This window comes from Agromyces sp. 3263, assembly GCF_031456545.1.
In the GTDB taxonomy this organism is placed as follows: Bacteria; Actinomycetota; Actinomycetes; order Actinomycetales; family Microbacteriaceae; genus Agromyces.
On the sequence record NZ_JAVDUV010000001.1, the window covers coordinates 650,915 to 663,634 of the forward strand.

At 71.8% G+C, this 12,720-nt stretch carries 10 protein-coding genes; 3 read left to right on the plus strand and 7 right to left on the minus strand.

The window, feature by feature from the left end:
• Window positions 1–2 precede the first annotated feature (2 nt).
• The 5 genes from yicI to J2X63_RS02925 form a co-directional block, all read right to left on the minus strand.
• A complete protein-coding gene (gene yicI, locus J2X63_RS02905; RefSeq protein WP_309973711.1) occupies window positions 3–2,180 on the minus strand; it encodes an alpha-xylosidase in 2,178 nt (725 codons plus the stop codon).
• A 2-nt stretch (window positions 2,181–2,182) separates the two neighbouring features.
• The gene (locus J2X63_RS02910; RefSeq protein WP_309973713.1) at window positions 2,183–3,094 is read right to left on the minus strand and encodes a carbohydrate ABC transporter permease; all 912 of its coding nucleotides are present in this window, start codon (window positions 3,092–3,094) and stop codon (window positions 2,183–2,185) included.
• Entirely contained in the window at window positions 3,091–4,071 is a 981-nt protein-coding gene (locus J2X63_RS02915; RefSeq protein WP_309973715.1) for a sugar ABC transporter permease, read from the minus strand. The genes J2X63_RS02910 and J2X63_RS02915 overlap by 4 nt, the downstream gene beginning before the upstream one ends.
• Window positions 4,072–4,142: 71 nt before the next feature.
• Window positions 4,143–5,435, minus strand: a complete 1,293-nt coding sequence (locus tag J2X63_RS02920; RefSeq protein ID WP_309973717.1) for an extracellular solute-binding protein — start codon at window positions 5,433–5,435, stop codon at window positions 4,143–4,145.
• 150 nt (window positions 5,436–5,585) lie between these two features.
• A complete protein-coding gene (locus J2X63_RS02925; protein WP_309973719.1) occupies window positions 5,586–6,611 on the minus strand; it encodes a LacI family DNA-binding transcriptional regulator in 1,026 nt (341 codons plus the stop codon).
• A 193-nt stretch (window positions 6,612–6,804) separates the two neighbouring features.
• Here J2X63_RS02925 and xylA point away from each other — a divergent pair, with 193 nt between their 5' ends.
• Genes xylA through J2X63_RS02940 form a run of 3 tightly spaced genes read left to right on the plus strand, consistent with a single transcriptional unit; the run spans window position 6,805 to window position 10,692 of the window.
• Window positions 6,805–7,998, plus strand: a complete 1,194-nt coding sequence (xylA, locus tag J2X63_RS02930) for a xylose isomerase (protein ID WP_309973722.1) — start codon at window positions 6,805–6,807, stop codon at window positions 7,996–7,998.
• 7 nt (window positions 7,999–8,005) lie between these two features.
• Complete coding sequence (xylB, locus tag J2X63_RS02935) at window positions 8,006–9,436, plus strand: xylulokinase (RefSeq protein WP_309973724.1); 1,431 nt, start codon at window positions 8,006–8,008, stop codon at window positions 9,434–9,436.
• Window positions 9,433–10,692: an endo-1,4-beta-xylanase gene (locus tag J2X63_RS02940; protein WP_309973726.1), complete on the plus strand. Its 1,260-nt coding sequence runs from the start codon at window positions 9,433–9,435 to the stop codon at window positions 10,690–10,692. Before xylB ends, J2X63_RS02940 begins: the two co-directional genes overlap by 4 nt.
• Before the next feature lie 224 nt (window positions 10,693–10,916).
• Here J2X63_RS02940 and J2X63_RS02945 read toward each other — a convergent pair whose 3' ends face one another.
• Window positions 10,917–12,014, minus strand: coding sequence for a glycerate kinase (locus J2X63_RS02945; protein ID WP_309973728.1), 1,098 nt, complete (start codon window positions 12,012–12,014; stop codon window positions 10,917–10,919).
• Complete coding sequence (locus J2X63_RS02950) at window positions 12,011–12,715, minus strand: ThuA domain-containing protein (protein ID WP_309973730.1); 705 nt, start codon at window positions 12,713–12,715, stop codon at window positions 12,011–12,013. The genes J2X63_RS02945 and J2X63_RS02950 overlap by 4 nt, the downstream gene beginning before the upstream one ends.
• Window positions 12,716–12,720 lie beyond the last annotated feature (5 nt).

A 12,720-nucleotide genomic window follows, 5' to 3' on the forward strand; every position in this document is an offset into this window, starting at 1 on the left:
GGTCAACCGGGGAACTGCGCCAGCGTGCCGTCCGGTTCGAGGATGGGCACGACTGCGCCCTCGCGCACCCAGAGCGGCACCGTGTCGAAGCCGTGCACCTCGCGCCGCCAGCCACCGCCCTCGACGACCTCGCGCGTGAACCAGTTCGTCCACCGGCCGGCCGGCAGGTAGTACTCCACCTCACCCGAGGCCGAGAACACCGGCGCGACGAGCAGGCTCGGCCCGAGCAGGTACTGCCGATCGAGGTGGGCGACGGCGGGGTCGCCCGGGAATTCGAGCTGCATCGGCCGCATGATCGGCCGCCCGGTGCGGTGCGCCTCCTCGCCGGCCGCGACGAGGTAGGGCCGCAGCGACGCCTTGAGCTTCGCGAACGTCCGCGCCACCTCGACCGCGCTCTGGCCCGGCGCCTCCGAGCCGTCGTCGAACGCCCATGGAACCCGATAGCTCGTCGAGCCGTGCAGGCGCGAGTGGCTCGAGAGCAGCCCGAATGCGAGCCAGCGCTTGAACACGGCGGGGTCGGGGTCGCCCTCGAACCCGCCGATGTCGTGGCTCCAGTAGCCGAAGCCGCTGAACGCGAGCGAGAGGCCGCCGCGCAGGCTCTCGGCCATCGAGGTGAACGACGACGAGTTGTCGCCGCCCCAGTGCACGGGCATCGACTGGCCGCCCGCGGTCGCCGAGCGGGCGAAGAGCACCGCCTCGCCCACGCCGCGCACCTCCTCGAGCACCTCGAACACGGCACGGTTGTAGAGGTCGGTGTAGCGGTGGTGCATCGACTCGGGGTCGCTGCCGTCGTGCCACACGACGTCGATCGGCACCCGCTCGCCGAAGTCGGTCTTGATCGCGTCGACGCCCTGGCCGAGGAGCGTGCGCACGTGCGCTTGGAACCACGTCGTCGCCTCGGGGTTCGTGAAGTCGACGAGCGCCATGCCCGCCTGCCAGAGGTCCCACTGCCAGACCGACCCGTCGGGCCGGCGCACGAGGTACCCGCGCTCGGCGCCCTCGTGGAAGAGCCGCGACCGCTGCGCGAGATACGGATTCAGCCACGCGCTGACCTTCAGGTCGCGCTCGTGGAGGCGCGCGAGCATGCCCTCGGGATCAGGGAAGACGGCCGGATCCCACTCGAAGTCGGTCCAGTGGAACTCGCGCATCCAGAAGCAGTCGAAGTGGAACACCTCGAGCGGGATGTCGCGCTCGGCCATGCCGTCGATGAACGAGTTCACCGTCGCCTCGTCGTAGTCCGTCGTGAAGCTCGTCGAGAGCCACAGCCCGTACGACCAGTCGGGCACCCGTGCGGGGCGGCCGGTGAGCCGGGTGTACCGGTCGAGCACCTCTGCGGGCGTGGGCCCGGCGATCACGAAGTACTCGAGCGACTCCCCGGCCACCGAGAACTGCACCTGCTCCACGGCCTCCGAGCCGACCTCGAACGACACGTGCCCCGCGTGGTTCACGAGCACGCCGTAGCCGCGGTTCGTCAGGTAGAACGGCACGTTCTTGTAGGCCTGCTCGCTCGACGTGCCGCCGTCGGCGTTCCAGATGTCGACCGTCTGGCCGTTCTTCACGAGCGGGCCGAACCGCTCGCCGAGTCCGTACACGAGCTCGCCCACGCCCAGCGAGAGCTGGGTGTGCAGGTACGCGGACGCCTCGGCGAGGCCGGTCGTCGTGATGCCGGCCACTCCCGCGGGCTCCGCGGCGACCGGCGCGCCAGGCGCGAGCTGCACGTACCCCACGGACTTGTGACCGCTGGCCGTGTAGACGCCGTCCGCGCCGTCGCCGGGCTGGCCCTCGCCGCCGCCCCCGCCGCCGTCTCCGCCCCGCTCGAACGTCAGCTCCCACGGCGCCCCGCGGCGCACGCGCGCACGCACGGAGCCGGCGTCGACGACGCCACCCTCGTCGTCGACGGCGAGCGCCGGCCGGTATGCGGCATCCGTCGCGATCTCGAAGCCGGGGTCGCGCCGACCGCCCCGGTGGTGCTCGACGCGCACCCGGATGACGCCCTCGGCGGGGCTCGCCAACGACACCGTGAGCATCGGGCGGTTGAGGGTGTCGCCGCGCCGCTCCACGACCCGCGTCGACGCCCAGGCGATCAGCTCGTCGCCGTCGACCGCGAGGTCGCGCACGTCCTGGGCGTAGAGCGCCTCGACGCCAGGTCGCGTGTGCCAGAACCCATCGGTGAACTTCATGGTTACTTGACTGCTCCTGCGGTGATGCCCCGGGTGAGGGTGCGTTGGAAGATGAGGAAGAAGACGAGGGTGGGGATGAGGCCGAGCAGGGCCGACGCGCTCGTCGTGGTGACATCCATGAGCCGGTCGCCCTGCAGCACGGTGATCGCCACCGGCACGGTCTGCGTGTCGTTCGACACCAGGAACGTGAGCGGGATCAGGAACTCGTTCCACGTCCAGATGAAGAAGAAGATCAGCAGCACCGAGAGCGTCGGCCGCGAGATCGGGTAGACCACCCGCCACAGGATCTGCCAGCGGCTGGCGCCGTCGAGGGAGGCCGCCTCGAGCAGCTCCTTCGGGAAGGTGCCGTAGACCGACGCGAGCAGGTAGGTGCCGAACGCCGACTGGATGACCGTGAAGATGATGATCACGGCCCACTGGCTGTCGTAGAGGCCGACCTCCTTGAACATGAAGTAGAGCGGGTAGAGCAGCACCTCCTGCGGCAGCATGTTGGCGAGCAGGATGACGACGACGATCCAGAGGCGGCCCTTGACCCGGCCGATGCCGAGCGCGAACGCGTTGAGCATCGAGAGCAGCACCGCGAGGACCGCGACGACCCCCGAGATGAACACGCTGTTCCACAGCTTCTGCGGGAAGTCCACGCGCTCCCAGAACGCGGTGATGCCGTCGAAGTACAGCGACGTCGGCAGGGTCAGCGGGCCCGACGTGTTGTAGTCGGTCGGCGACTTGAACGAGTTGATGAGGATGAGCAGGAACGGCACCGCGATGAGCAGGCCGAGCGCGATCGCCACGAGCAGCACGATCCAGTCCCCCAGCGTCTTGCGCCGGGTGCCGCCGCGGCCCGGCCGTGCCGGCTTCGGTTCCTCGACGGAGGCGTCGAGGGTCGCGGTGGCCTCGTCGAGTACGGCGCTCATCGTGCCTCCTCCTTCTGCTCCACGCGGTTCTGCACGAGGATGAACACCACGCTGACCGCGGCGATGACGACGGTGAGTGCGGTCGCGATCGTCGCGCCGTACCCCACCTGCTGGGACTGGAAGAACTCGCTGTACGCGTAGTACGCGGGCACGATGGTGGCTGTGCCGGGGCCGCCGCCCGTGAGGGCGTAGATCGGCCCGAACACCTTGAGGGCGGCGATCGTGCAGGTGAGCGTGACCACGAAGATCTCGGGGCGGATGATGCCGACGGTGATCGCCTGGAAGCGCTGGAACCAGTTCGCGCCGTCGAGCTCGGCCGCCTCGTAGAGCTCGGGATCGACGCGCTGCAGCGCGGCCATGAAGATGACGATCGGGTAGCCGAGCTGCACCCAGATCATGATGACCATGATGCTCGGCAGCGCCGTGTCGGGGTCGCCGAGCCAGTTCTGCTGCAGCGCGCCGAGGCCGACGGCCTCGAGCATCTGGTTGAGGGCGCCGTTCTGGGGGCGCAGGATCCAGCCGATCACGATGGCCGCGATGACCGCGGGGAGGATCTGCGGGAGGTAGTAGGTGGCCCGCAGGAAGCTGGCCAGCCGGCCGCCGAACTTCTTGCCGATGAGGTCGAAGAGCATGGCCGCGAGCACGAGCCCCAGGAGGGTCGGCACCACGACCATCGCGACGATCATGGCGATCGAGTTGCCGAACGAGGTCCAGAACACCGAGTCGCCGGCGAGCTCGATCCAGTTGTCGAGCCCGATCCATTCGGGCGGTCGGATGCCGCGGTAGTCGGTGAACGTGAGGTACACGTTCCAGACCAGCGGGATGACGATGATGACGGCCAGCAGGGCGAGGCCGGGCACGAGGTAGAGCCAGTACGCGTTGCGGCTGGATCCGGGGATCTGGCTCGACGGGGCGCGGCGGGCGCGCGGCCCGGCGTCACGGGTGGTGAGCGCCCGGGTGTCGGGAGCGATGGCCATGGTGGGTCCTTCCGTTCAGGGGTCGGATGCCGCGGGCTCGGCGCACACTCCGGCCCGCGGCATCCGTGGCGTCAGCCGACGATGTCGTCGACGCCGGCCTGGTACTGCTCGCCGAGCTGCTGCTGCACCTCGGCGGGCGACTTGGTGCCGTTCACGAGCTCCTGCAGGCCCGCGTTGAGCTCGTCGTAGAACGTCGGCGTGGGCCAGTCGGGGTAGAACGCGATGCCGTCGCGGTCGGTGAGGGCGTTGAAGTTCGCGATGAGCTCGGCGCTCTTCTCGTCGGTGATGTCGGCGGGGTCGGCCGCGACGGGCACGCCGCCGTTGTTGCCGATGAGCGCCTGGATCTCGGGCCGCATCGTGATGTCGATGAACTCGGCGGCGAGCTCCTTGTTCTGGGCGCGCTCGGGGATGACCCACATGTTGCCGGCCGATCCGGGCGACATCTCGGCGCCGGGGAAGAGGAACGTGCCCCACTCGAAGCCGTCGATCTCGGTGGTGAACCGGTTGTGCCACCAGCTGCCCGAGAAGAAGATCGGGGCGTCGCCGTTGATGAAGCTCACGCCGGCGTCCTCGGCCTTCAGGCCGCTCGCGTCGGTCGAGATGTAGCCCTTGTCCGTCCAGTCCTTGATCGTCTCGGTGGCGTAGGAGATCTCGTCGCGCTCCCAGTCGACGTCGCCCGTGTAGAGCTGGTAGTCGTCGACGAACGAGCGGTCGGCCTTCGAGAGCGCGAGCTGGTACCAGAGCTGGCCGAGGGGGTACTCCGCGGCCGACTCCGACAGCGGGGTGATGCCCTGGTCGGCGAATGCCTGGAGCACGTCCTCGAACTCGTCGAGCGTGGTCGGCACCTCGAAGCCCGCCGCGGCGAACGCGTCCTTGTTGTAGTAGACCTCGACGAACTCGCCGTAGTTGGGCACGCCGTACCAGCTGCCCGACCCCATGATGCCGTTCTCGTCGTACTTGGCGGTGGTCTGCAGGCTCGGGCTCAGCTGCTCGTCCCAGCCGTGGTCGGCGACGACGTCGTCGAGGTTCGAGAGCAGGCCCTGGCTCGAGAGCAGCCCGGCGGTCGCGTTGCCCTTGTTGTACTCGAGCAGGTCTGGCGCCTCGTCGGAGTTGAGCACCTGGCTGGCCGTCGAGCGGATCTGCTCGAAGCTCTTCTCCTCGAACTCGACCGTCGCGCCCGTCTCCTCCTCGAAGACCTTGATGGCCTCGGCCCAGGCGATGCCCATCGCGCTGGTGTCGCTCTCGTAGTGCCAGAGGCGGAGCGTGTCGTCGTCGCCGCCTCCTCCGGAGCCGGAGCATCCGGAGAGGACGAGTGCCGCGGCGGCGATCGTCGCCGCCGCGCCCACGATGCTGGTGTGCTTCATTGCGTTCTCCTTGGTGGGTGGTTCGTTGATGCGGATGCCGCGTGGTCGGTCGTGTCGAGCGGATGTCGCAGAATTCGTCGAAGCGCTTCGACGATGCGCGGCGGGTCGGTCGGATTCCGTCTGGACGGAACCGACGCGGGGTCGGGCGGGTCAGTCGGGCGGGAGCGGCACCACGGAGCCGTGCGCGTGGTACTCGGGCGCGATGAGGTGCACGCCCGGGGCGGGCGGCGCCTCCGTCATCGACTGGATGGCGAGGTCGACGGCGAGGTCGCACGAGGCCTGCGGCACCAGGGGGATGACGTCGAGGGGCGGTTGGAACGAGGTGGTGTCGAACGTGGAGCCGACCGAGACGACGGCGACGTCTCCCGGCACGGCGAGCTCACGGGAGGCGAGCTCCTCGAGCACGGCGGCGTGCGCGGCGTCGTCGCAGTGCAGCACGAGCCCGGTGGCGCCGACGTCGAGCAGCGCGCCGACCGCCGAGCGCACCTGGGCGGCGCGGGTGCGGCGGGCGTCGCCCACGTCGGGCAGTTCCACGGCGTACGCGAGCGATCGTTCCGTCGCCCGGCGCTCGAACCCGGCGCGGATGCGCGGCGGGAAGTTGGAGCGCCGGTAGGCAACCGGCGGGTGCCCGATGAGTCCGATCGACCGGTGCCCGGCGTCGGCGAGGCGGTCCACGGCGAGCGCGGCGGCCGCCTCGAAGTCGAGGTCGACGCACACGAGGCCCTCGTGGTCGGCCGGCACCCCGATGAAGATCGATGGGATGTCGAGGCGACGGGCCAGGGCGACCCGCTCGTCGTCGGGCGCCACATCGAGCACGAGCACCGCGTCGGCGAGGCCGCTGGTGGCGACCCGGTGCATGCCCGCGGTGGCCTGCTCGTCGGTGAGGAGCAGCACGTCGTAGTCGAAGCGCCGTGCGGCGATCGACGTGGCCAGCACGAACGCCATGTGCGCGGGCGCATGGGTGTCGGCGCGGAACGGCTCGGTCACGGCGAAGATGTTGGTGCGACGGCCGGCGAGCATGCGGGCCCCGGCGTTCGGCCGGTAGTCGAGCTCGCGTACGGCCAGCTCGATGCGCCGGCGGGTCTCGGCCGAGATCGTGCGCTTGCCGCTCAGGGCGTACGACACGGTGCTGATCGACACGCCGGCGGCCTTCGCCACCTCGTGGATCTTCGCCATGCCGGACTCCATCGTCTAAACGTTTCGATTGGTTCGTCGGGGACTCTACGCACACGTCGACGGGCCGCGCAAGAGGTTTGTGGGAATTACGAACAAATGGCTCAGGGCGCGGGGCCGACTTGCATCCGCCCCGTCGTGGCCTTATGTTGTACCTGCCAACAAATCATCGATGACGCTGAAAGGCGGATCACCCATGGCCAGCGCGCCCACCCGCGACGACAAGTTCTCCTTCGGCCTCTGGACGGTCGGCTACAACGGCACCGACCCGTTCGGCGGCCCCACGCGGCATCCGCTCGACGTCGTGCACGTGGTCGAGAAGCTCGCCGAGCTCGGCGCCTACGGCCTCACCTTCCACGACGACGACCTCTTCGCGTTCGGCTCGACCGACGCCGAGCGCCAGACGCAGATCGACCGCCTCAAGGGCGCGCTCGACGACACCGGCCTCATCGTGCCGATGGTGACCACCAACCTCTTCTCGGCGCCGGTCTTCAAGGACGGCGGCTTCACCGCGAACGATCGCGACGTGCGCCGCTACGCGCTGCGCAAGGTGTTCCGCCAGCTCGACCTCGGCGCCGAGCTCGGCGCGAAGACATTCGTCATGTGGGGCGGCCGCGAGGGGGCCGAGTACGACGCGGCCAAGGACATCCGCCAGGCACTCGAGCGCTACCGCGAGGCCGTCAACCTCCTCGGCGACTACGTCACCGACAAGGGCTACGACATCCGCTTCGCCATCGAGCCGAAGCCGAACGAGCCCCGCGGCGACATCCTGCTGCCGACGCTCGGCCACGCGATCGCCTTCATCGACTCGCTCGAGCGCCCCGAGCTCGTCGGCCTCAACCCCGAGGTCGGCCACGAGCAGATGGCCGGCCTCAACTTCGCCGCCGGCATCGCGCAGGCGCTGTACCACGGCAAGCTCTTCCACATCGACCTCAACGGCCAGCGGGGCATCAAGTACGACCAGGACCTCGTGTTCGGCCACGGCGACCTGCACAACGCGTTCGCGCTCGTCGACCTGCTCGAGAACGGCGGCCCTGGCGGCGTCCCGGCCTACGACGGCCCGCGCCACTTCGACTACAAGCCGTCGCGCACCGAGGACGAGCAGGGCGTGTGGGAGTCGGCTGCGGCCAACATGCGCACGTACCTGCTGCTGAAGGAGCGCGCCGCCGCCTTCCGCGCCGACCCCGAGGTGCAGGAGGCGCTCGAGGCCGCCAAGGTCTTCGAGCTGTCGACCCCGACGCTCAACGAGGGCGAGACCTACGACGAGTTCCTCGCCGACCGGTCGGCCTACGAGGACTTCGACCCGAGCGTCTACCTGAACGGCAAGGGCGGCGGCTTCGTGCGCCTGCAGCAGCTCGCCACCGAGCACCTGCTCGGCGCGCGCGGCTGACCCCGGCATGGCACTCGTCGCCGGCGTCGACTCGTCGACGCAGTCCTGCAAGGTCGTGATCCGGGATGCCGCGACCGGGGCGCTCGTGCGCTCCGGCCGCGCGCCGCACCCCGACGGCACCGAGGTCGATCCCGCCGCCTGGTGGGGCGCCCTGCTCTCGGCGTTCGCGGACGCCGGTGGGCTCGACGGCGTCGAGGCGATCTCGGTCGGCGGCCAGCAGCACGGCATGGTCGTGCTCGATGACGAGGGCCACGTCATCCGCGACGCCCTGCTCTGGAACGACACCCGCTCGGCGCAGGCGGCGCGCGACCTGATCGACGAGGTCGGCGCCGACGAGTATGCCCGGCGCACGGGTGTCGTGCCGGTCGCGTCGTTCACGGCGACGAAGCTGCGCTGGCTGCGCGATGCCGAGCCGGATGCCGCGGCGCGCGTCGCGGCGGTCGCCCTCCCCCACGACTGGCTGACGTGGCGCCTCCGCGGCTACGGCCCCGCGGGCGAGTCGCCCCTCGGACCCGTGCTCGACGAGCTCACCACCGACCGCTCCGACGCGAGCGGCACGGCGTACTGGGGCGCCGACGGGTACGACCGTGACCTGCTCGTGCGCGCACTCGGCCACGACGTGATCCTGCCGCGGGTGCTCGGCCCCGGCGAAGCGGCGGGCCGCACGCCCGACGGCATCCTCGTCGGCCCGGGTGCGGGCGACAACGCCGCGGCCGCGCTCGGGCTCGACGCGGCATCCGGCGACGTCGTCGTGTCGATCGGCACGAGCGGCACGGTCTTCGCCGTGACGGATGCCCCCGTCGCCGACGCGTCGGGCACCGTCGCCGGGTTCGCGGATGCCACGGGCCGCTTCCTGCCGCTCATCGCCACGCTCAACGCTGCGCGTGTGCTCGACGCGACCGCGCGCCTGCTCGGCGTCGACCACGCCGAGCTCGGACGCCTGGCGCTCGACGCCGAGCCCGCGGCATCCGGTGCCGTGCTCGTGCCCTACTTCGAGGGCGAGCGCACGCCGAACCTGCCGCACGCCACGGCCTCGTTCTCGGGGCTCACGCTGGCGAACACGACCCGCCCGGCGATCGCGCGCGCGGCGATCGAGGGCATGCTGTGCGGACTCGCCGACGGCCTCGACGCGGTGCGCGGCCAGGGCGTCGAGGCGCAGCGGGTGCTGCTCATCGGCGGCGCCGCGCAGAACCCCGCCGTGCGGGCGGTCGCGGCCCAGGTGTTCGACGCGCCCGTGGTGGTGCCCGCTCCGGGCGAGTACGTCGCCGACGGTGCTGCCCGCCAGGCCGCGTGGGTGCTCACCGGTGCACGGCCGGGCTGGCCCGTCGAGGTCGCCGAGGAGCTGGCCGTCGACGCCCGGCCCGAGATCCGGGAACAGTACGCGGCCGCCGCGGCCGCCGCTGCCACCGCCGCCACCCCCGCCGCTGCCACAGAGTGAACCGCCCGATCGATGCCGCGGCCGGCAGCCCCGAGCACCGGCGGGGCAGCACCACGATCATCGTCACGGGTACCGACGGCGCGCCCCTCGCCGACACCGAGGTGGTCGTCGAGCAGACCAGGCACGAGTTCGGCTTCGGCAACATCGGCTTCGACCTCGTGCCGATGGCCGACGGCCGGGTCGCGCCCGGTGACGAGGAGCTCGCCGCCCGCCTGGTCGAGCTCTTCAACGTCGCCACGCTGCCGTTCTACTGGCGCGACTTCGAGCCCGAACGCGGCCAGCCGCGCACCGCCGAGCTGCGCCGCACCGCCGAGTGGCTCCATCAGCGCGGAGTGGCCGTGAAGGGGCATCCGCTCGCCTGGCACACGCTCGCGCCCGAGTGGCTGCTCGACCGTCCGCTCGACGACGTGGAGACCGCCCTGCGCGCGCGCATCCGCCGCGAGGTCGGCGAGTTCGCCGGACTGATCGACATGTGGGACGCGATCAACGAGGTCGTGATCATGCCGGTCTTCGAGGCCGAGGACAACGCGATCACGCCCCTCGCTCGGGCGCGGGGGCGCATCGACATGATCCGCCTCGCGGTCGAGGAGGCGCGTGCCGCGAATCCGGCGGCGACGCTGCTGCTCAACGACTTCGACCTCTCGAGCGCGTACGAGTGCCTCATCGAGGGCGTGCTCGAGGCCGGCATCCGCATCGATGCGATCGGCCTGCAGACCCACATGCACCAGGGCTTCCGCGGCGAGGAGGCGCTCGTCGCGATCGCCGACCGGTTCGCGCGCTACGGGGTGCCGCTGCACTTCACCGAGACGTCGCTCGTCTCGGGCGACCTCATGCCCGCGCACATCGAGGACCTCAACGACTGGCAGGTCGACGAGTGGCCGTCGACGCCCGAGGGCGAGGCCCGCCAGGCCGACGAGCTCGAACGCCACTACCGAACGCTCGTCGGTCACCCCGCGGTCGAGGCGATCACGTACTGGGGCATCACCGACCGGGGCGCCTGGCTCAACGCGCCGATCGGGCTGCTTCGGGCCGACGGCACGCCGAAGCCGTCGTACGACGCGCTGCACCGCCTCGTGAAGCGCGAGTGGTGGCTTCCGCCGACGACCGTGCGCACGGATGCCGCGGGGCGGGTCTCCGTGCGCGGATTCGCGGGCGACTACGCGGTGCGGCCGGCCCGGGGCCGAGCGGATGCCACGCCGGCGGCGTTCACCGTCGCGAGGGGCGTCTCCGGCGAGGCATCCGTCACCCTGCCCTGACCGGCATCCCCGCGCGCGGGAGTCCGACCTCAGGGCCGCGCCCGGCCCGGCCGCGCCCGCGCTCGCGTCGCAACAGCCCACCCATCGAAATGGAGGAGGTTCCGGCCGGCGTGCCGGCTCCGCACCCGTTCCTGCCCGGCGTGGCGCCCAGAAGTTCCTCCATTTCGCACGGCAGGGCGAAGGGTGTGGCGGTGGAGGGCGGATCGGGTCGGCGGCGGCCGCGCTCAGGCCGGCGTGCGGGCGAGCTGCGCGCCGGCGGCCTCGAGCCAGCGCAGCGGCTCCGCCATCGCGGCGGCTCCGCTCCCTGCGAGGTCGGCGAGGGCGACGGATGCCGCGAATCCGCGCGGCTCGGCTGTGATCGCCCCGGCGACGAGGGCCGACGGCACCCCGGCGTCGCGGGCGAGCCCGGCCACGATCGTGGGCGCCTTGCCCGCCTCGGACTGCCCGTCGAAGCGCCCCTCCCCCGTGATCACGAGGTCGGCGCCGGCGATCGCATCGGGCAGGCCGACCGCCTCGGCGACGAGGGCCGCGCCGCCGCCCATCCGAGCGCCCCACGCGAGCAGCCCGAACCCGGTTCCGCCCGCAGCACCGGCGCCGGGCTCGTCGGCGAGCGGCCGCAGTCCGGCGGGGACGAGACCCGCGAGCCGCGCCAGGCTCGCGTCGAGCTCGGCGACGGTCGCGGCATCCGCCCCCTTCTGCGGACCGAAGACCGCCGCGGCGCCGAGCGGACCGAGCAGCGGGTTCGTCACGTCGCCGAGGATGACGGCCCCACCCGGCGGCAACGGCCGGAGCCGATGCAGGTCGACCGACGCCAGCGCGCCGAGCGCCCCGCCGCCGAGCGGAATGGGGTCGCCCGACTCGTCGAGGAAGTGGGCCCCCAGCACGGCGAGCGCGGCCGTGCCGCCATCGGTTGACGAGCTGCCGCCGAGGGCGAGCAGCAGGCGATCCACGCCGGCGTCGAGCGCGGCGGCGATGGCCTCGCCGAACCCGGCGGTGTGGGCGTCGAGCGGCGCGAGCGGATCGAGGAGCGTGATCCCCGACGTCGCGGCGAGCTCGACGACGCCCGTGCCGTCGGGCAGCAGCAGCCACCACGTGTCGACGGGGTCGGAGAGCGGCCCGCGCACCGTCACCGGCATGCGCCGGGCGCCGGGAACCGCCGAGGCGAACGCGTCGAGGGTGCCCTCGCCGCCGTCGGCCATCGGACGCTCGACGAGGTCGTCGCCGGGGCGAACGGCCCGCCATCCCGCCGCGAGCGCCGCCGCGGCATCCGCAGCGCTCGCGGTGCCCTTGAACGAGTCGGGAGCGATGACGACGCGCGTCACGACGCGTCGAAGGTGGGGGCGGGCACGCGCGACAGCCAGTCGAGCGCGCGGGTGAGCAGTTCGCGGTGCTCGGGCGAGTCGTAGGAGCGCGTGTCGTGGCCCAGCGCGTCGTAGACGACGCGCGACGCACCGAGCTCACGGGCCCAGACGAGCGGATGCCGCATGCCGTCCTCCTCGTGCTCGGCGATCGGCTCGATCACGCCGTCGAGTCGCAGGCCCGAGTACCGTTCGTCGAACACGGTGAAGTCGGCGACCCCCTCGGCGATCGGATGCGTGCCGACGAGGTGCACCGTCGCCTCGCCGATGGGCGGATGCCAGGACGCGCCCTCGATCCAGCGGGCGCCGAGCGCGCGGCCGAACGCGGGCAGCTCGGGCAGCGTTGATGCCGCGGCGTGCACGGCGAGGAGGCCGATGCCGCGGGCCAGCGCGGCGTCGAGGCCGGCTGCCGCGGCCGTGAGTCGGGCGTCGGTGGGCGCGGGCGGTTCGGGCTCACCCTCGGGCTGCGGGTTGTCGGGGTTGCCGGCGTTCACGACGAGCAGGTCGGCGTCGCCGAGGTCGGCGAGCCCACCGAGCAGGTCGTCGCTCACCTCGACGTGGTAGCCGGCGCCGCCGATGATTCCCGCGAGCGCGGCGCTGGTCTCTGCGAAGCGGTGCCACGGATCGGCGTAGCGACCCGACCCGCTGAGGATGACGGCGCGCATGCCAC

Bases quoted from the DNA above. Each gene is read 5' to 3' on its own strand.
- yicI (WP_309973711.1), bottom strand. From the start codon at position 2,180: ATGAAGTTCACCGATGGGTTCTGGCACACGCGACCTGGCGTCGAGGCG.
- J2X63_RS02910 (WP_309973713.1), bottom strand. From the start codon at position 3,094: ATGAGCGCCGTACTCGACGAGGCCACCGCGACCCTCGACGCCTCCGTC.
- J2X63_RS02915 (WP_309973715.1), bottom strand. From the start codon at position 4,071: ATGGCCATCGCTCCCGACACCCGGGCGCTCACCACCCGTGACGCCGGG.
- J2X63_RS02920 (WP_309973717.1), bottom strand. From the start codon at position 5,435: ATGAAGCACACCAGCATCGTGGGCGCGGCGGCGACGATCGCCGCCGCG.
- J2X63_RS02925 (WP_309973719.1), bottom strand. From the start codon at position 6,611: ATGGCGAAGATCCACGAGGTGGCGAAGGCCGCCGGCGTGTCGATCAGC.
- xylA (WP_309973722.1), top strand. From the start codon at position 6,805: ATGGCCAGCGCGCCCACCCGCGACGACAAGTTCTCCTTCGGCCTCTGG.
- xylB (WP_309973724.1), top strand. From the start codon at position 8,006: ATGGCACTCGTCGCCGGCGTCGACTCGTCGACGCAGTCCTGCAAGGTC.
- J2X63_RS02950 (WP_309973730.1), bottom strand. From the start codon at position 12,715: ATGCGCGCCGTCATCCTCAGCGGGTCGGGTCGCTACGCCGATCCGTGG.